Here is an 18,622-nt window from a genome sequence, read left to right as displayed (position 1 = left end):
CGTAAATTTGCCTTGAATTTAATATAATTTGCCCAAATTTCACACAAAGGCAAAAAATGTTAAGCAACCCAGTGTTTTTAAGCATACTTTTGATGAGTATTTTGTGTTTGCTTCGCTGTAATGTCATGCTAGCTATCCTAATCAGCGCGATTTGCGCGGTGCTGACTAGCCATATCCCGCTAATGGACGCCATAGGCTATTTCATCAACGGCAACCCACAAACTGGCAGTGTCGGCATGGGCGGAAACTTGGAAACTGCGCTATCGTATATCCTGCTTGGTGTCATCGCAAGTGCCGTAGCACGGACAAATTTGACGGCGATTTTGGTGCGAAGCGTAGCTGGATTTATCAGCGATAAAAAATTTATTTTCATCGCTATGATTGCCTTTATTTCGTGTTTATCGCAAAATTTAATCCCTGTTCATATCGCATTTATCCCGATACTAATCCCGCCACTTGTAAAGATTATGAACTCACTAAAACTCGACCGCCGCGCCATAGCCTGCGCACTGACATTTGGTTTGCAAACCCCGTATATGGCGTTTCCTGTGGGGTTTGGTCTGATTTTTATGGGAATTATCCAAAAAGAGATGAGCAAAAACGGCATGGATGTGGGTATCAGTGATATAGCTAGTGTCATGTGGATGAGTGCCATACCTATGGTAATTGGCCTTATTTTAGCCATGCTTTACTACCGCAAGCCACGAAGCTATACTCAAACCAAAGAGAGCATTGAGGCGCATTTTGAGGAGTTTAAAATGCAAAAACGAGAGTGGGGCGTGCTAGCTGGGATTATAGTGTGCTTCATCGCTCAACTTGTCCTTAGCATGGTAATCCAAATCGACGCTGGCTCAATGCCCTTTGCTGCTCTGGCTGGAATCCTTACAATGCTACTTTTAGGCGGTATTCCATGGGGCGAGCTAGATAGCATTTTCGACCAAGGCGTGCATATGCTAGGATACATCGCGTTTTTGATGCTTGTAGCTGGCGGATTTGGCACGATTATCAAAGAAACAGGCGGTGTGGGCGAGCTAGTAAGCGCAGTGGCTAGCCTAAGCGGTGGCAAAATCGGCGGTGCGGTGCTAATGATAGGCATAGGGCTTCTTGTAACAATGGGAATCGGATCTAGCTTTGGCACGATTCCGATTATCGCGACGATTTATTGTCCGCTAGCAGCCGAACTTGGATTTAGCGTGGCTGCGACGATTTTTATCATCGGTGTGGCAGCAGGTCTGGGGGACGCTGGAAGTCCAGCCAGCGATAGCACACTAGCCCCTACTGCTGGGCTAAACATCGACGGCGAGCATAACCATATCTGGGATACTTGCGTGCCGACATTTATATTTTTTAATATCCCGCTAATCATCTTTGGCGTAATTTTTGCGATAATTTTATAAATTTTTAGGGTTAAATTTTAAAATTTAACCCTAGATAAATTTTAAAATTTGCAGAATTAGGCAATAAATTTGGATAATCTTTCTAACTAAAATTTCTTAAATTTGCTAAAATTTTCTCACTAAATTTCAATCAAGGAGAAAATATGAAAAAAGTCCTAATCTCCCTAGCTCTCGGAGCTATTTTGGCCACCACTGCAAGTGCCAAAGGCGAAGCGGATATGCCAAAAAATGTAGTGAGTGCGTGGGATAAAACCTTTGCAAAAAGCGACAAAGTAAATCACAAAAAAGTAGCCTTCAAAAACCGCTATGGAATTGTAATCGTTGCGGATTTATACACGCCAAAAAATATGAGTGGCAAACTCCCTGCAATCGCCATTTCTGGCCCTTATGGTGCAGTCAAAGAGCAATCTAGCGGACTTCACGCGCAAACCTTAGCCGAGCGAGGATTTGTAACTTTGGCGTTTGATCCAAGTTTCACAGGCGAGAGCGGTGGCGAAGTAAGAGATATTTCTAGCCCTGATATAAACACAGAGGATTTTAGCGCGGCCGTGGATTATCTGGGCGTGCAAGACTTCGTCGATAGAGAAAAAATCGGAATTTTAGGCATTTGTGGCTGGGCTGGATTTGCGCTAAATGCCGCTATCAGCGACACTCGCATAAAGACCGTCGCAGTTACTACGATGTATGATATGACGCGTGTAACCGCCAAAGGATACAACGACAGCGTAGATGAAAATGCTAGGTATGAAGCCAAAAAGGCGTTAAATTTACAACGCTGGACGGACTTCGAAAAGGGCGAGGTAGAGTATTTGCCAAGCGGAAATATCGACCCTAAAACCATTACCGAGCAAACGCCAAAATTTATCGCTGACTACGCGCTGTATTATAAAACCGAGCGTGGTTACCACGAGCGCGCAATCAACTCAAAAGAGCATTTTTGGAGCAAAACAGACGCACTAGCGCGTATGAGCGATAAAATTTTAACATACGCTAACGAGCTTCGCGCCCCTGTTTTACTAGCGCACGGCGAGGTCGCGCACTCACGATATTTTAGCGAGGACGCATTTAAAGAGCTTGGAAGCAAAAACAAAGAGCTTTTTATCGTGCCAGGTGCAAGTCATACGGATTTGTATGATAAAAAAATTCCGTTTGATAAATTTGAAGAATTTTTCAAGGCAAATTTGAAATAAATTTAGCAAATTTGGCGCGAATTTGCGCCAAATTTAACTTAAATCACCAAAATTCCAGCATTTCTCATTAAATCTAGCGCGCACTTTTCATAATACTCGCGCTCATGATTTGGCGCGTCGTATGTCGCCACACACTCGGTTGGCACGACAATGTCCTTATTAATGTCATTTTCGTTGAAATATGTGCGAAGCGCAAGGGCAAATTGCAAAACGCAAATATCCGTGCAGCACCCCGTAATCACAAATCTATCAAATTCGGCTAAAAGCCCCTTATCAAGGGCATAAAAGCCGTTTGTCGAGCGTTTTTTGGTAGTGTTTTGAGGGGTAGCAAATTCGGCAAGTTCATCGATGATTTCGGCCTCTGGCGAGCCCTCGATACAGTGCGCTGGGTAGCGTTTCATCTCCAAATCCCGCTCGCCGTGCGCGTCGCAGATGAAATGCACGCCTGCGCTTCTGCGGATTTGCGAAGCGATTGCGGGTGCGATTTTAGCGATGTTTGGATCTGCCATTGCGCCAAATTTCGCAAAACCATTTACCATATCAATTACAAAAACTAAATCCTTCATAAAATCTCCTTTAAAATCTCTTTTCGCTCATCTTTTAAAATATCCATTTGCGCCCGAACTAGCGAAATTTGGGCTAGATTAATACCGCAAATTTCACTTTCTTGCCCCACTCCAAGCTCGCACAAAATCTCTCCCTCAGGGCTAATCACGCACGAATGCCCGCCAGAAGCGCTATTTAGGGCTACTAAAAAACACTGCGCCTCAATCGCCCTAGCCCGCGCGAGAGTACGGAAATGCTCTATGCGAGAGTGCGGAAACTGCGCGATGACAAATATAATTTGCGCGCCATTTTTGGCAAGGTAGCGGAAAATTTCGCCAAATCGCAAATCATAGCAAATCGCAAGTCCGATTTTTAGGGGCTTTTTATCATGCGAAATTTCACAAAGCCCGAATTTATCGCCAGCGCGGACAAATTCATTTTCACCTAAATTTGAAAAAAGAAAAATTTTATCGTAATGATAAATTTCACGCCCATTTTGATACACCAAGGCGCGGTTGTAAATCTCGCCATTTTCGTTCAGTGCTAGTCCAGCGATTGCGACTTTTTGCGCTGAAATTTCGCGTAAAAATTCGCGCGCTTTTTCGTTTTGCTCTGGCAAAATTTCGCTAAAAATTTCAGGCGCAAATCCGCTTAAAAATGTCTCAGGAAACACGATAATATCGCAATCCCTCGCCTGCGAAGCCAAATTTCGCGCATTGGATAAATTTTGCTTGTATTTTAAAATTTCGCTTTTAATCTGCGCTAGTGCGATTTTCACTTTTTTACCCCTTTTATTTTTCCAGCCCTCTCATAGCGTTTGCGTGAGTGAGCGCAACCGCGATAGCATCGGTTATATCGAGCGGTTTGATTTCGCCTTTAAGCCCTAGTATTCGCTTGACCATGAAGGCGACCTGCTCTTTTGCGGCCTTTGCCTTGCCGGTTACGGATTTTTTGATTTGAAGTGGCGTGTATTCGGCGAAGTTGCCATAAACTTGCAAAATTTTTAGCCCCAAAGCCCCGCGAAACTGCGCTAGTTTTAGCACGGATTGGGGATTGTAGGCGTAAAACATACTCTCGATTGCGACCTCGTCGATTTTGTGCTGCGAAAATATAAGATCAATCGCCTCCGCCATTTGTGTCATCTGAAACTGCACATTTTCGGCCTTCATTTTCACTAAACCTGCTTCGACGAGCGAAATTTTATTCACATTTTTTTCTAAAATCGCATAGCCTAAATTTCTAGTCCCTGGATCAATTCCTAAAATTTTCATCACAATCTTTCACTTTAATTCACGCCTTATTCACTTGTGAATTACTTTATAAATTTAACACAAATTTAGCGAAATTTTGCTAAAATTAAGGATTAAACAAAGGAAAATTTATGTCAGAAACTCAACCACAAGAAATTTTATTAAGTTTAGCGGGCGAAATTCCACCGCTTGATTACGAAAGATATATCAAAAATTTAAAATTTAATGAAAAAAACTCTACCTTTGAATTCTTTGTTTATCACGCAAACAACGAGCTTGTGGCTAGATACATACAGACAAAATACGCTGAGAGGATCAAAAACGCGCTAGTTAAAAAATTTGGCGTTAGCAATATCACGGTCAAAATTACTTCAAAAGCCAAAATTTCCCCAAAAGAAATTTCAAAAATGATTCCGCAAGACAAGCCAAAAAGCACGATTGTCAATGACAATTACACATTTGAAAATTTCATCGTGGCTGATTCAAACAAACTCGCATTTTCTAGCGCAGTCAGTGCCGCCAAAAACCCCGGCAACAAAATGTATAATCCGCTATTTTTATATGGACCTAGCGGGCTTGGTAAGACCCATTTGCTCCAATCAATCGCAAATCACTGTATCAAAAAAAATCTAAGCGTCATTTGCGTAACCAGCGAGCAGTTTGTAAATGAATTTATCTCAAATTTGGAAAATCAAACAATGGATAAATTCAAGCACAAATACCGCAACTGCGATATTTTGTTAATCGATGATATTCAGTTTTTGGTAGGCAAAAGCTCGACGATTGAGGAGTTTTTCTTCACTTTCAACGAACTAAGAGAAAAAAAATGCCAAATCGTCCTAACCAGTGATATCGCGCCAAAATACCTAAAAGGCTTTGAGGAGCGTATGATTTCGAGGTTTAGCGACGGGCTAATCGCTGATATCATGCCGCCAGAGTTGGAGACCAAAATCGCAATCATCAAACGCAAAAGCGAAGAAAATAATTTTTATGTCCCAAACGATGTCATACAATACATCGCCGCGAATATGGGCGATAATATCCGCGAAATCGAGGGCGCACTAAACAAACTAAACGCATTTTCATCGCTTGTAAATGCCAAAATCGATTTAGCATTTGCCAAAACCACGCTTCAAGATCAAATCAAAGAACACTACCAAAATGTCGATTTGGAGCAGATTATAAGCGTGATTTCAAAAGAGCTAAATATCAAACCAAGCGAGCTAAAAAGCAAAACAAGGGCCAAAAATGTCATCGAAGCGCGCCAAATTTGCATATATTTAGCCAAAATTTTAACCAAAAATTCAATGCCAAAAATCGCGTCGTATTTCAATCTCAAAGATCACAGCGCCATTAGCAAAAATATCAAAAAAATCAACGAAACGATTGATAAAGATGAATTTTTTAAAATCAAAATCGAAGAGTTAAAAAACAAAATAACCCAAAAGGAAAATAATGAAAAAATATGAAATAAAATCAAAATTTGTGAATATTGGTGAATAAAATGGCAAATTTAATTCACAAAGCAAATTTCGCTAAATTCAGCATTTACGCGGGGTATTCACTAAATCCCACACTCTACTATAACAAAAACAAAAATTTAAAATTTAAAGGACAACTATGAAAGTCATAATTGCAAAAAAGGTTTTAGAAGACATTGTTTCAAACACTAATCCTTACCTTGACAAAAAGGATTTAAGCTCGATTACTTCTCACATTTTAATCAGAGCTAGAAATGGCGAACTAAGCATTAAAGCCACAGATCACGAAATTGGCCTTAGCTATGTTTTGCCTTATGCTATGATCGAAGAAGAGGGCGAAGCCACAGCCAATGGCTCAAAACTTCTTAGCGTAATCAAGGGTTTAGGCGACGAAAATGTTACATTAGAAACAATGAACGGAGCGCTTTTTGTAAAACAAAAAAAGTTAAAATACAAACTCCCTATGTTTGACTCAAAAGATTTCCCAAATTTCCCTACTATCGAGGGTAAAAACAGCTTCAATGTAAATGCTTTGGTGCTTGGCAGAAGTCTTAAAAAAATATACTCTTCAATCGATACAAACAACCCAAAATACGAGCTAAATGGAGCTTTGATTGATGTAAAAGACGGGTATTTAAATTTAGTCGGAACCGATACTAAACGCCTTAGTGTCTTTGTGCTAAATACAAATATGGGCGAATTTGCCAAAAAAGATACTCAAATTTTAATCCCTAAAAAGGCAATTGGCGAAATTCAAAAGCTATTTTCAGATAAAATCGAAATTTATTATGACGAAAATGTCCTTTTAGCAGTGAGCGAAAATTTCGAATTTTTCACAAAACTAATCAACGGAAAATTCCCAAATTATGAGCGCGTAATCCCAACTGAGACAAATTTTAAAGTAATTTTACCACGAGATAAATTTGTCGGTGGCGTAAAAGCAATCAACGCAATGTGCGAAGAAATGAAGGTTACGATTAAGCCTGATGGCATTATTTTTGAGAGTATAAATGAAGATAATTCTGAGGCAAAAGCCGAAATCGAGGCAAATATCGCAGTTTCATCAAATTTGATTTTTGGCGTTAAAAACAGATTTTTACTCGATTTTCTAAACAGCGTCGAGGACGATATGTTTGAGCTAGATTTTAACAACTCAGAAACAGCATTTGTGCTAAGCTCAGGCGAGCTAAAAACGGTCGTAATGCCAATTAATAAAATTTAAGAAATTTAAGGGAAAATTTAATGGAACAACAAAATTACGGTGCAGGAAATATTAAAGTTTTAAAAGGTCTTGAAGCGGTTAGAAAACGCCCAGGAATGTATATCGGCGATACAAATATCGGAGGACTACACCACATGATTTATGAGGTTGTGGATAACTCTATCGATGAGGCTATGGCTGGGTATTGCGATACTATCGATGTAGAAATCACGCGCGAGGGAAGCTGTATCGTCACAGATAATGGCCGTGGAATCCCAGTAGATATGCACCCCACAGAGCATTTGCCAGCAGCGACTGTGGTTTTGACCGTTTTGCACGCTGGTGGTAAATTTGACAAAGACACTTATAAAGTATCAGGCGGACTTCATGGCGTGGGTGTTAGCGTCGTAAATGCGCTCTCATCAAAGCTAGTTTTGACAATCAAACGCCAAGGCAATGTTTATCGCCAAGAATTCGCCCAAGGCAAACCAACTACCGATTTAGAAATCATAAAATCCACAAACCGCACTGGAACGACTGTGGAGTTTTGGCCAGACGGCGAAATTTTTGAAATTTTAGAATTTAATGCCGATACTTTGTCAAAAAGATTTAGAGAATTAGCATATTTAAACCCAAAAATTACCATAAATTTTAAAGACCAAAGAGACGGCAGAAATGAGAGCTTTCATTTCGAGGGCGGATTAGAGAGCTTCGTAACTGATATGAACAAAGCCTCACCTGTTAGCAAGGCAGTTTCATTTAGCGATAGCGTCGAAGATGTCGCTGTGGATATCGCGCTAATGTATAATTCAACCTACGATGAAAAATTATTAAGCTTTGTTAATAATATCAAAACCCCAGACGGCGGAACGCACGAAGCTGGATTTAGAGCGGGACTAACTCGCGCTATCACAAACTATATCGCAGCAAACGCAGCCGCACGCGAAAAAGACACTAAAATCACCGGCGATGATGTCAGAGAAGGGCTAATCGCAGTCGTAAGCGTCAAAGTGCCTGAACCGCAATTCGAGGGTCAAACTAAGGGCAAACTTGGTTCAAGCTATGTCAAACCAATCGTGCAAAAAATGACCTTTGAGGTGCTTTGCAAATATTTCGAAGAAAACCCAAACGAAGCACGCGCGATTATGGAAAAGGCTCTTTTAGCGGCCCGTGGTCGTGAAGCAGCGAAAAAAGCGCGCGATTTAACGAGAAAAAAAGATAACATAAACTCAGTCGGCACACTTCCAGGAAAACTCGCTGATTGCACCAGCAAAGATGCTAGTATGAGCGAAATTTTCCTTGTCGAGGGCGATAGTGCGGGCGGATCTGCCAAAGGTGGTAGAGATAGGGAATTTCAAGCGATTTTGCCTTTGCGCGGTAAAATTTTAAATGTCGAAAAAGCGCGCTTGGATAAAATTTTACAATCAGAAGAGATCAAAAACATGATAACCGCCTTTGGTTGCGGTGTAGGTGAGGAATTTAATGCCGATAAACTTCGCTATCACAAAATCATCATTATGACAGATGCCGATGTCGATGGTAGCCATATCCAGACCCTGCTTTTGACATTTTTCTTCCGCTATTTGCGTCCGATTATCGAAAACGGCTATGTTTATATCGCTCAACCGCCACTTTTCAAATACAAAAAGGGCAAAAAAGAAATTTATCTAAAAGATGAGCGCGCATTGAGTGAATTTTTGATCGAAACTGGTATTGATATGGGCGAATTCGAAGGAATTGGCAACCAAGATTTAATCGATTTTCTAAAAATCGTTTCAAACTATCGCTCACTTTTAAACGAGCTTAAAAAGCGTTTTAGCGTCATTTCTGCGATTAGATATCTAATCGAAAACGACGAAGCGCGCTCTATGGAATATTCTGCGCTTTTTGAAGTGATTAAAACGCGCTTAGAGAGCGAGGGATTTAATATTTTAAATTCAAATGTCAGCGAGAGTGAAATTCGTATCTATGTCCAAACTCCAAATGGTTTGGAGCAACTAAACATCAACGAAGCCTTGCTTACAAATCATATTTTTGCCGAAGCGATCCGCGTGTATGGGCTAATCAAAGAGCGCGAGGTCGATTTTGGTAGGGATTATATCGAGGTTTTAGACGAGATCGAGCGAAATTCGAAAAAAGGTGCGTATATTCAACGCTACAAAGGTCTTGGCGAGATGAACCCAGATCAGCTTAGAGAGACCACGATGAGCAAGGAAAATCGTCGTTTGCTTCGCGTGGGTATAGCTGATGCGCAAAGCGCTAGCGATACATTTAACCTTTTTATGGGTGATGAAGTGGAGCCTAGGCGAAACTATATCCAAGACCACGCAAAAGATGTTAAGAATTTGGACATTTAATGGGTAAATTTATCGAAAACGAAGTAATTCTAGTCTCAGAGCAAAAAGAGCGTGAAACCAGATTTATAACGGCACTTAAAATTTCAGTGCCTTTTACACTCCTGCTTATCGCTTTTGGATATACGATGTTTAAAAACGGTGAGTTTAATAGCGATGATGTGATACTTTTTTCGCTACTTTTGATTTGCTATGTGTATTATGTAATTTATCAAATTTACTTTGGTTTTAAAAAGACGCTAATCGATCCAGTCAGCCATGTATTCGTGCGCGATGAGATCGAGCGAATTTTAAAAAAGCAGATGAAAAAAAACAAAATCAACCATGTGGTTTTGCTTCGTATCAAAAATATCGCCGATATCAACGATAGATATGGTTATCAAAACGGCGATGATATTTTGTATAATTTTTGCAAAGAATTTGCGAAATTTATGTCAAATCAGGGCTTTAAAAATTTGCATATTGGGCGTTTTATCAACGGCCACTTTATCTTTGGACTTAACGGCAAAATGGCGAATTTAACGCACATTTTGAAGATGTTCGAGCATAAAATTTCAAACCAAAGCATAAACAATATCGAGATTAAAACCGAATTTGAAATCATGCCTACTTCGTATGACAAAAATCTCAGCAATATCACAAACGCGCTGTTTTTTAAGATAAATCGCAAAGAGGTCGAAGAGGAAAAATCCAGCGAAAATATTGATCTAAATAAAATTTTGCTAGATGATTTTAACAAAGATGTCGTTGATGCGATTGACAATGAGAGTTTTAGCTTTAAATTTCAATATGTCGCCGATAAAAATGGCGTCAAATCGCATATAAACTTAATCCCAAAACTAGATCTCAGAACCGGCGATAAGGTTACAAAAAGCCGAATTATTGATATTTTGCACTTTAATAATTACGATATCAAATACGATATTGCGATGATTAAGCAAATTTCGCGCATTATCTATTTTAAGGATATCGAGCATAAAATTTTCATCGAAATCATGCCTCAGACACTGCGAAATGCCGAGTTTCGCAACGAAATTTTAAAGCTAATTGACAATAATCTAATCGATCCAAGTAAGATTGTTTTGGAGTTTAACGAGGAAGAAATTTACTCCGAAACAAAGCGATTTGCCGAAATTTTGCTTAAATTTAAAGAGCTGGGATTTAGCTTTGGACTTAGCCAGTTTGGCGGTGCGAACGCGAGTTTCGAGTATTTTAAATTTTTCGATATTGATTTTGTGATTTATGATATCGAGTATAATAAAAATTTAGGCAACGAAAAAATAAAAAATGTTTTTATGAAACTAAACGAAATGTGCCATAAATCGGGCATTAAAAGCATTATTCGCTTTGTAGATAAGCCAAAATTCCAAGACGAACTTTACGAGCTTGGGGTCGATTTCGTGCAGGGTTTTTGCGTAGGCAAACCAGAAGATATTATAAATTTAAGGAAATAAAATGCGTTATGGCGAAAAAGAGATAAAAGAATTTGACATAGAAAAAATGGAAATTTGGCCAAATAAACACGAAAATGATTATTTGATCAAAATCACGCTACCAGAGTTTTGTTGCCGCTGTCCGCGTTCAGGATACCCTGACTTTGCGACGATATATTTAGAATACATACCGAATAAATTTGTCGTAGAGCTCAAAGCAATCAAACTCTACATTAACTCATTTATGGATCGCTACATCTCCCACGAGGACAGCGCGAACGAAATTTACGCTACCTTGCAAGAAAAATTGCAACCAAAATACCTAAAAATCGTGGCTGACTTTAACCCGCGCGGAAATGTGCATACCGTGATTGAAATAAATTCGGATAAAATTTACAAATGATAAGTTCAAATTTAGTAGAAAAAATCTTTAAAAGTGCGAGTATTTCGCGCTGGAACGACTACCCAAAAATGGTAAATTTAGTCGAGCTTGACAAACAGGCGCACAAATTTATAATTGCATATTTTATCGCTAGTTTCGAGCGCGATATAGATATGAGCTATGTCATCGAGGCTGGGATTTTTGATTTTCTTTCGCGCATCGTAGTAACCGATATCCGCCCAGATGTATTTCACCAAATTCAAAAAAGTAAAAAAGATCAAATTAACAAATGGGTTCTCTCACAGCTTGAAAACGACCTTTCTAGCGTGCAAGATGGCGAATTTTTGAAACGATTTATAGCCTATCAAAACGGCTACTCGCACGAAAAAGAAAAGCTCATTTTAAAGGCGGCAAGTTATCTGGCTACGAGGTGGGAATTTAATATCGTTTATCAAACTAGCCAGTTTTTAAACGATATCGAAGAGCTTAAATTTAAGGTCGAAGAGGAATTAGAGGATTATTACGAGCTAATCGGCGTGCGAAAAATCGTAATGAATAAAAAACTAGCCCGAATTGTAGATCTTAGCGGTAGGCTAAGGTTTCAAAAGCGCTGGGCGCAAACCCCACGCATACCTGAGACTAGCGTGCTAGGCCACATGCTAATCGTGGCGATTTTAAGCTACTTTTACTCGCTCAAAGTCGGCGCTTGCAAGAGTAGAATTTTTTATAATTTTTACTGCGCGCTTTTTCACGATCTACCTGAAAGCCTTACCCGCGATATCATCAGCCCCGTAAAATACGGCGTGGCTGGGCTTAGCGACATCATCAGCGAATACGAAATGCGCCTAATAGATGATAAAATTTTGCCCTTCGTGCCAGAGCATATCAGAGATGAGTTTAGCTATATTTTGGGTATTAGAAACGACGGCGAGAAATTTGTAAAAGATGAGTTTGAAAACAGAATTTACGAGCTTGGCGGTAAGCCAAATTTCGCAGACGGCTCGCTTGGCGCGTATAACGAGGATAAATTTCGTGCAATCGACGGCAGAGCGCTTAAATTTTGCGATAAACTAGCCGCGTTTTTCGAGGCTGGAATTTCGATAAGCTATGGCGTGAAAAGCAAAGAATTAGTCAGTGGATATAACTCAATGCTCGAAAATTTCAGACGAAATAAAAGCATAGAAGGCGTCGATTTTCACAGCGTTTGTGATGATTTCATCGAAAATTTTGGATTGGATAGGGTTGAGTTTTAAAACCCCTTCCCAGATGACTGCGGCACACGATAGGTAAAAGTGCTCTGCTGTGTTCCCACCCTGAAGCGGTGTTTTTAAAAACCGTTGCACAGGTCTAAGAAAGGGCAAACTAGATTATAATTAAAAGTTTCTTAAAATAAGGTTATAAATGAATTTAAAAGATTATATTTTTTCGGTTTTTCGTGAAATTTCGATTTCTCACCACCGCTCTATCGAATTTAGAGCGAAAATTTTCGCTGCAATGTTGCTTGCTAAAAAAAAGCAAACCGATGAGGATTACGAAAACCTGCGCGAAATCGCAAGCGAAATTTACAGCGACGATTCGCGCAGAGTGGGGGTTTTGGTATCGATTGTGAGCGAATATATCCAAAAGGCCCACACCTACAAAAGTCTAAATTTAGACTCGCTTTTAGTAGAAATCGACAAAGAGATAAAAAATGCGCCTCGCTATGTCAAAAAGATCGATTTCTCGCACCTTAGACGCCTCATTAGCGATGATGAAAACGACGCTTTAATCCAGCAAAGAGTGTATGAGTATTTGGTAAATGAGGTCAAAGAGTATTCTTAGAATTTAAGAATTTTTAGTGTATAATCATCAGTTTTTAAACATAAAATTTTGGAGTAAAATTTGGAAAATATTAGAAATATCGCAGTTATCGCCCATGTCGATCACGGAAAAACCACTATCGTAGATGAACTTTTGAAACAATCAGGCACATTTAGCGAGCACCAAGAGGTCGGCGAGCGCGTAATGGACAGCAACGATATCGAAAAAGAGCGTGGAATCACGATTTTATCGAAAAACACAGCTATTCGCTACGGCGATACGAAGATTAATATCATCGACACCCCAGGCCACGCGGATTTCGGTGGCGAGGTCGAGCGCGTGCTAAAAATGGTCGATGGCGTTTTATTGCTCGTCGATGCGCAAGAAGGCGTAATGCCTCAAACCAAATTTGTCGTTAAAAAGGCCCTATCTTTGGGACTTCGCCCAATTGTCGTGGTAAATAAAATCGACAAACCAGCCGCAGATCCAGATCGTGTGGTAAATGAGATTTTTGACCTTTTTGTCGCACTTGATGCCAACGACGAACAGCTCGAATTTCCAGTCGTATATGCTGCGGCAAAAAACGGCTATGCTAAACACAATCTAAGCGATGAAAATGTCGATATGAAGCCACTTTTCGAGACAATTTTATCTCATGTGCCAAGCCCAAGCGGTAGCGATGAAAATTCTTTGCAACTTCAAGTCTTCACCCTTGATTACGACAACTATGTCGGTAAAATCGGAATTGCTAGAATTTTCAATGGTAGAATTTCAAAAAATCAAAGCGTAATGCTTGCCAAGGCTGATGGCACAAAGGTAACTGGTAGAATTTCGAAGCTTATCGGATTTAACGGCTTGGAGCGTATCGATATCGACAACGCTGGCACTGGCGACATCGTCGCTATTGCTGGATTTGACGCGCTTGATGTAGGCGATAGCGTGGTAGATCCCGCTAACCCTATGCCATTAGATGCGCTTCATATCGAAGAGCCAACTCTAAGCGTAATTTTTAGCGTAAATGACGGCCCACTGGCTGGAACTGAGGGTAAATTTGTAACTTCAAATAAAATCGATGAGCGCTTGGCAGCGGAGATGAAAACAAATATCGCTATGCGATACGAAAATGTCGGCGAGGGTAAATTTAAGGTTAGCGGTCGTGGTGAGCTTCAAATCACGATTTTGGCTGAAAACATGCGCCGTGAGGGATTTGAGTTTTGCCTAGGTCGCCCAGAGGTCATCATCAAAGAAATCGACGGCGTAAAATGCGAGCCGTTCGAGCACCTAGTAATCGACGCTCCTGATGATTGCACAGGCACAGTCATCGAAAAACTAGGCCGCAAAAAAGCCGAAATGAAGGTGATGAACCCCACAGGTGACGGCCAAACTAGAATCGAGTTTGAAATCCCTGCTCGTGGCTTAATCGGATTTAGAAGCCAGTTTTTGACCGATACTAGGGGCGAGGGCGTTATGAATCACAGCTTTTTGGAATTTCGCCCATTTTCAGGCGCAGTCGAAAAACGCCAAAATGGCGCACTAACTAGCATGGAAAATGGCGTCGCACTGGGATATAGCCTATGGAATCTCCAAGATCGTGGCGTGCTATTTATCGCTCCACAAGCGAAGGTTTATGTCGGTATGATTATCGGCGAGCACAGCCGTCCAAACGACCTAGATGTCAATCCAATCAAAGGCAAAAACCTAACAAATGTCCGCGCTAGCGGTAGTGATGACGCGATTAAGCTAGTTCCGCCACGCACGTTAAATTTAGAGCGTGCATTAGAGTGGATCGAAGAGGACGAGCTAGTCGAGGTCACTCCGATAAATATCCGCGTGCGCAAACGCTACCTAGACCCGACCACGCGCAGACGCATGTCGAAAACTAATTCGTAAATTTTAAAATTCGTGCGAAATTTGGCTAAATTTTGCACGAATTTTGCTCAAATTTTTCTAAATTTTACTCCTTAAATTCCGCTATCGCAACCTTGAAATACTGCCCCTAAAATTTTCTTTTTGCTGTCATTGCGAGCGAAGCGAAGCAATCCAGAGAAATTCCGTTGAATTTTGAAATTCAAAATTTAGTCAAATTCGCTTTTAAGTGTCATTGTGAGCCGTGCGAAAGCACAGCGTGGCAATCTACAAAGTCGAAATTAACGGCAGGGCAAATGGCAGAATTTTGAATTTCATTAAATTTGACTTTTAAAATTCTGCCATTTGCGCGGTTAGAATTTTAAATTTTGTAGATTGCCACGCCCGAAAAGCGGGCTCGCAATGACACTTAAAAGCAAAATTCAACGAAAACAAAATTTCGGCGCAGGTATTCCAAATTTGCGATAGCTAAATTTTGCCTGCAAAATTTGGTAAATTTCCCGTAAATTCGGCTATTAACACACCATAAAATTTCCGAATTTTTATTCTAGTTTTGTAAAATTTCGCCAAAGGATTTTTATGAAATTAGTTTGTTTTGACTTTGACGGGACGATTACCAGAGATGATTCGTTGCTCGAATTTATCGCCTATGTCGTGGGGTTTAAGAAATTTTTTCGCGGGATTTTTAGGCTTAGCCCTATTTTGCTGGGCTACAAGCTTGGGCTGTGTTCGAATAATTTCACGCGCAGGCGGCTAATGGTGCATTTTTTCGGTGGTATGAGCGTGGATAAATTCGCCAAAATTTGCAAAAAATACTCCACCACGCACATTGAAGATATTATCAAATTTGAAGCCATGGCAAAAATCAAAGAATACATCGCAAATGGCGATAAGGTCGTCATCGTAACGGCCTCTTTGGAGGACTGGCTAGCCCCTTGGTGCAAAGAAAATGGGCTCGAACTTTTGGGCACAAAAATCGAGAAAAAAGGTGGCGTAATCACCGGTGAAATCGATGGTCTAAACTGCTACGGGGCGCAAAAGGTGGCGCGCATAAAAGAAGCTTATGATTTGAGCGAATTTGAAAAAATCATTGCTTATGGCGATAGCAGAGGCGATAAAGAGATGTTAGAATTCGCAGATGAGGCGCATTTTAGGGCGTTTGAGTGAAATTTTGCTAGTGCAAATTTGGGATACTGCGTCGAAAATCTAATAAAGGAGAAAAAATGAAAAAAATTTTAATCCCAAGCCTTGTGGCTATGGGTTTTGTGTGTGGGTATGCGGATGAAGGGCCAAGAAGCTATGAATACTTCGCGGCAAACTTGCAAATCGCTAAGGCAAGGGTGCAAGAGTGCGCGAAAACGGGCTCTGTGGCTTATATAGACGCGGTCGAGTGCAATAATGCTAGCAACGCCGTAAGCGAAGCGAACGAAAAAATAATGGCAAAGCTCCCACGCGAAAGAGTAGAAATTTTAAATGGTTTAAGAAGGATTTCGGTCTTGCTTGATGATTTTTACGCATACCACACTGCTATGGGAAAATTTGAAAACCAAGCTGAGCAAATGACAAATATCCCAAACCCTATCGCCGTAGCTGGTAAAAACTGCGCCAAATACGCTACCATTGGCTCCCACGAAGTAGAAATCGCAATAGACAAAAATGACGAAATTTGCAAAGGGCTTGCTAGCGAATTTGAGAAAAATTTCGGGCAAAATAGTGTGTTTTTGCGCAAAGAAAATAGCGAAAAAAGCGATATTTGGACATTTGATGTCACGAAAAAATATAGTAATTTTTACTATATTTTCTTAAACGCTGTGGAGTAACTTAGAAAAATTTGGCTTCGCAAACCTAGATACTGGCGCGGGAATTTTGAATTTGGCGATTGCTTCGAATTTTGCAAAGCAAAATTCTCGCAATGACACTAAAAAGCAAAATTTAAAAATTCCGCGCTAAATTTCAAATTTAAAATTTCAAATTTCACGCTTTCGTAATTGCAATTTTGACAAGTTGCGAAAATTTCACACCTTTAAGTCCGCCGATTTTGGCGCTAAATTTTTCGATTTCGCCCATTTTGCCACGCACATTTATGGTTTCTAAGCAGTTGTCGTGATCGACATGGATATGGTTCGTGCAGACAACATCGATTTTAGCGTGGTGTTCGAGCTCGATTAGGTTTTCGAGCAGGTCGCTTTGGTGGTGCGAATACGCTATACAAATTACGCCGATGCCCTCTTTGTCGCTGTTTTCCTCGCTCCATTTATCGCTTACGATTTTCTCACGGATTAGGTCCCTGATATACTCGCTCCTGCTAGGATAGCCCCTACTTTGCACGCGCGAGTTTAGCTCGTCAAAGAGCTCCTCTGGCAGTGAAACGCTAAATCTGATTACATTATCCATTTTCGCCCTTTTAATTTTCTTTTTTCTTGACCCTAAGCGAGGCTATCGAGGTGCCGTCCATCGCAAGCACGGTGTAATCGCAGTTTTCGTCGCTTATCTCATCGCCATTTTCTGGCAAACGACCAAAGAGATTAAAGACATATCCGCCAATCGTGAGCTGTTCGGTCTCATCGTCAAAGGCGATTTCCATTATCTCCTCGACATTTTCGATCTCGAAGCGACCTTTAAATTCGTAAGTATTATCGTCAATGCGGGTGAAATTTTGCTCTATATCGTCGTATTCGTCCTCGATCTCGCCAAAAATTTCCTCGATTATGTCTTCCATGGTCAAAAACCCCGCCGTTCCGCCGTATTCGTCGATGACAAGGGCGGCGAAAATGCGCTCTTTATTCATCATTGATAAAATTTTCGTTATCGGGGAGTTTTCTGGCACGATGATGAGTTTGCGCACGATTTTATCGAAATTTTTCTCGCCGTTTTGTTGCATGATATCGCGGATATGAATTAGTCCTAGCACCGTGTCTTTGCCTCCGTCGATGTATGGGAAGCGGGTAAATTTCGACTCCAAAACTACGCGGTAATTATCCTCGTAGCTTTCGTTTTTATCTAGGCAGACCATATCCTTGCGCGGAGTCATAATCTCCTTTGCCACAGTATCGCCAAAATCTACGGCGTTTTTGATGATTTCGGTCTCCACGCTATCTAGCACACCGCCTTTTAGGCTTTCGCTAGCGATGATTTTGATCTCTTCTTCGGAGTGGGCGACCTCGCTATCTTTGACCGCGCGGATTCCAAAGAGCCTAACCACGCTTGATGCGACGAAATCAAACGCCTTAATCGCAGGCAGACACAAAACCCAAAAACAATAAAGCGGTCTAGCTATCCAAAGCACGATTTTTTCGGATTTTGCGATTGCGATTAGTTTTGGGGCTTGCTCGCCTAGGACGATATGCAGTGTCGTAATGATACTAAACGCGATGATTACAGCCACGGTATGCACGCTAGCCTCGCCTAAATTTAGGCTAGCAAGTGGCTTGCGGATTAGGCTAGCTACGGCTGGCTCGCCTATCCAACCAAGGGCGAGAGAAGCCAGTGTAATGCCGATTTGGCAAGCGCTTAGGTAGGTATCGATTGAGTTTGTCATTTTTAGAGCGAGTGAAGCGTTTGCGACCTTGTCTTTGACGAATTCTTCGAGTTTTGAGCGTCGAACTTTAACAAGGGCAAATTCAGATAAAACAAAAAAAGCATTTAAAAAAATTAAAACAAAAGCGAGAAGTAACATAAAGACCGAACGATCCGTGTCCAAAATTTAATCCTTTGAATTTAAA

General features: G+C 40.7%; 17 protein-coding genes and 1 other RNA gene. 12 read left to right on the top strand and 6 right to left on the bottom strand.

What is annotated here, in order from left to right; all coding sequences use genetic code 11:
• The first annotated feature begins 56 nt into the window (after positions 1-56).
• Both OFN98_RS06250 and OFN98_RS06245 read left to right on the top strand, forming a co-directional pair.
• Positions 57-1,397 carry a Na+/H+ antiporter family protein gene (locus OFN98_RS06250; protein ID WP_270874414.1) on the top strand — a complete coding sequence of 447 codons (1,341 nt, stop codon included), beginning with the start codon at positions 57-59 and terminating at the stop codon, positions 1,395-1,397.
• Positions 1,398-1,615: 218 nt separating this feature from the next.
• Positions 1,616-2,587: an alpha/beta hydrolase gene (locus OFN98_RS06245; protein ID WP_270874479.1), complete on the top strand. Its 972-nt coding sequence runs from the start codon at positions 1,616-1,618 to the stop codon at positions 2,585-2,587.
• Positions 2,588-2,625: 38 nt separating this feature from the next.
• Here the strand turns inward: OFN98_RS06245 and OFN98_RS06240 are convergent, their stop codons facing one another.
• Genes OFN98_RS06240 through ruvC form a run of 3 tightly spaced genes read right to left on the bottom strand, consistent with a single transcriptional unit; the run spans position 2,626 to position 4,404 of the window.
• Positions 2,626-3,153, bottom strand: a complete 528-nt coding sequence (locus OFN98_RS06240; protein ID WP_270874413.1) for a cysteine hydrolase family protein — start codon at positions 3,151-3,153, stop codon at positions 2,626-2,628.
• On the bottom strand, positions 3,150-3,911 hold the full coding sequence (locus OFN98_RS06235; protein ID WP_270874412.1) for a nitrilase-related carbon-nitrogen hydrolase: 762 nt from the start codon (positions 3,909-3,911) through the stop codon (positions 3,150-3,152). The genes OFN98_RS06240 and OFN98_RS06235 overlap by 4 nt, the downstream gene beginning before the upstream one ends.
• 13 nt (positions 3,912-3,924) lie before the next feature.
• Positions 3,925-4,404: a crossover junction endodeoxyribonuclease RuvC gene (gene ruvC, locus OFN98_RS06230; protein ID WP_270862630.1), complete on the bottom strand. Its 480-nt coding sequence runs from the start codon at positions 4,402-4,404 to the stop codon at positions 3,925-3,927.
• A 110-nt stretch (positions 4,405-4,514) separates the two neighbouring features.
• Between ruvC and dnaA the strand changes: the two genes are divergently transcribed.
• From dnaA to OFN98_RS06200, 6 genes are all read left to right on the top strand, one after another.
• Complete coding sequence (dnaA, locus tag OFN98_RS06225) at positions 4,515-5,852, top strand: chromosomal replication initiator protein DnaA (protein ID WP_270862631.1); 1,338 nt, start codon at positions 4,515-4,517, stop codon at positions 5,850-5,852.
• A gap of 151 nt (positions 5,853-6,003) precedes the next feature.
• Positions 6,004-7,086: a DNA polymerase III subunit beta gene (gene dnaN, locus OFN98_RS06220; RefSeq protein ID WP_270862632.1), complete on the top strand. Its 1,083-nt coding sequence runs from the start codon at positions 6,004-6,006 to the stop codon at positions 7,084-7,086.
• 20 nt (positions 7,087-7,106) lie between these two features.
• Positions 7,107-9,422, top strand: coding sequence for a DNA topoisomerase (ATP-hydrolyzing) subunit B (gyrB, locus tag OFN98_RS06215; RefSeq protein ID WP_270862633.1), 2,316 nt, complete (start codon positions 7,107-7,109; stop codon positions 9,420-9,422).
• Positions 9,422-10,873 (top strand): EAL domain-containing protein, encoded by a 1,452-nt coding sequence (locus OFN98_RS06210; protein ID WP_270858644.1) that lies wholly within the window; start codon positions 9,422-9,424, stop codon positions 10,871-10,873. Before gyrB ends, OFN98_RS06210 begins: the two co-directional genes overlap by 1 nt.
• A gap of 1 nt (position 10,874) precedes the next feature.
• Positions 10,875-11,255 (top strand): preQ(1) synthase, encoded by a 381-nt coding sequence (queF, locus tag OFN98_RS06205; RefSeq protein WP_270858643.1) that lies wholly within the window; start codon positions 10,875-10,877, stop codon positions 11,253-11,255.
• Complete coding sequence (locus tag OFN98_RS06200; protein WP_270874411.1) at positions 11,252-12,487, top strand: HD domain-containing protein; 1,236 nt, start codon at positions 11,252-11,254, stop codon at positions 12,485-12,487. The genes queF and OFN98_RS06200 overlap by 4 nt, the downstream gene beginning before the upstream one ends.
• A 3-nt stretch (positions 12,488-12,490) precedes the next feature.
• Here OFN98_RS06200 and ffs read toward each other — a convergent pair.
• An RNA gene (gene ffs, locus OFN98_RS06195) (signal recognition particle sRNA small type) lies at positions 12,491-12,588 on the bottom strand.
• 47 nt (positions 12,589-12,635) lie between these two features.
• Here ffs and OFN98_RS06190 point away from each other — a divergent pair.
• From OFN98_RS06190 to OFN98_RS06175, 4 genes are all read left to right on the top strand, one after another.
• Positions 12,636-13,055, top strand: coding sequence for a hypothetical protein (locus OFN98_RS06190; RefSeq protein ID WP_270858641.1), 420 nt, complete (start codon positions 12,636-12,638; stop codon positions 13,053-13,055).
• Between the two features lie 60 nt (positions 13,056-13,115).
• A complete protein-coding gene (gene typA / locus OFN98_RS06185; RefSeq protein WP_270874410.1) occupies positions 13,116-14,924 on the top strand; it encodes a translational GTPase TypA in 1,809 nt (602 codons plus the stop codon).
• Between the two features lie 555 nt (positions 14,925-15,479).
• Complete coding sequence (locus tag OFN98_RS06180; RefSeq protein WP_270868638.1) at positions 15,480-16,067, top strand: HAD-IB family hydrolase; 588 nt, start codon at positions 15,480-15,482, stop codon at positions 16,065-16,067.
• A gap of 56 nt (positions 16,068-16,123) precedes the next feature.
• On the top strand, positions 16,124-16,720 hold the full coding sequence (locus OFN98_RS06175; RefSeq protein WP_270874409.1) for a hypothetical protein: 597 nt from the start codon (positions 16,124-16,126) through the stop codon (positions 16,718-16,720).
• A gap of 154 nt (positions 16,721-16,874) precedes the next feature.
• Here OFN98_RS06175 and nikR read toward each other — a convergent pair whose 3' ends face one another.
• The gene (gene nikR, locus OFN98_RS06170) at positions 16,875-17,294 is read right to left on the bottom strand and encodes a nickel-responsive transcriptional regulator NikR (RefSeq protein WP_270874408.1); all 420 of its coding nucleotides are present in this window, start codon (positions 17,292-17,294) and stop codon (positions 16,875-16,877) included.
• A gap of 10 nt (positions 17,295-17,304) precedes the next feature.
• The gene (locus OFN98_RS06165; RefSeq protein ID WP_270864646.1) at positions 17,305-18,576 is read right to left on the bottom strand and encodes a hemolysin family protein; all 1,272 of its coding nucleotides are present in this window, start codon (positions 18,574-18,576) and stop codon (positions 17,305-17,307) included.
• Positions 18,577-18,622: the final 46 nt, after the last annotated feature.

Source organism: Campylobacter sp. JMF_15 NE4, assembly GCF_027737645.1.
Taxonomy (GTDB): Bacteria; Campylobacterota; Campylobacteria; order Campylobacterales; family Campylobacteraceae; genus Campylobacter_B.
The sequence above is the reverse complement of the archived record's forward strand: the minus strand, read 5'-3'. Positions and strand labels throughout refer to the sequence as shown.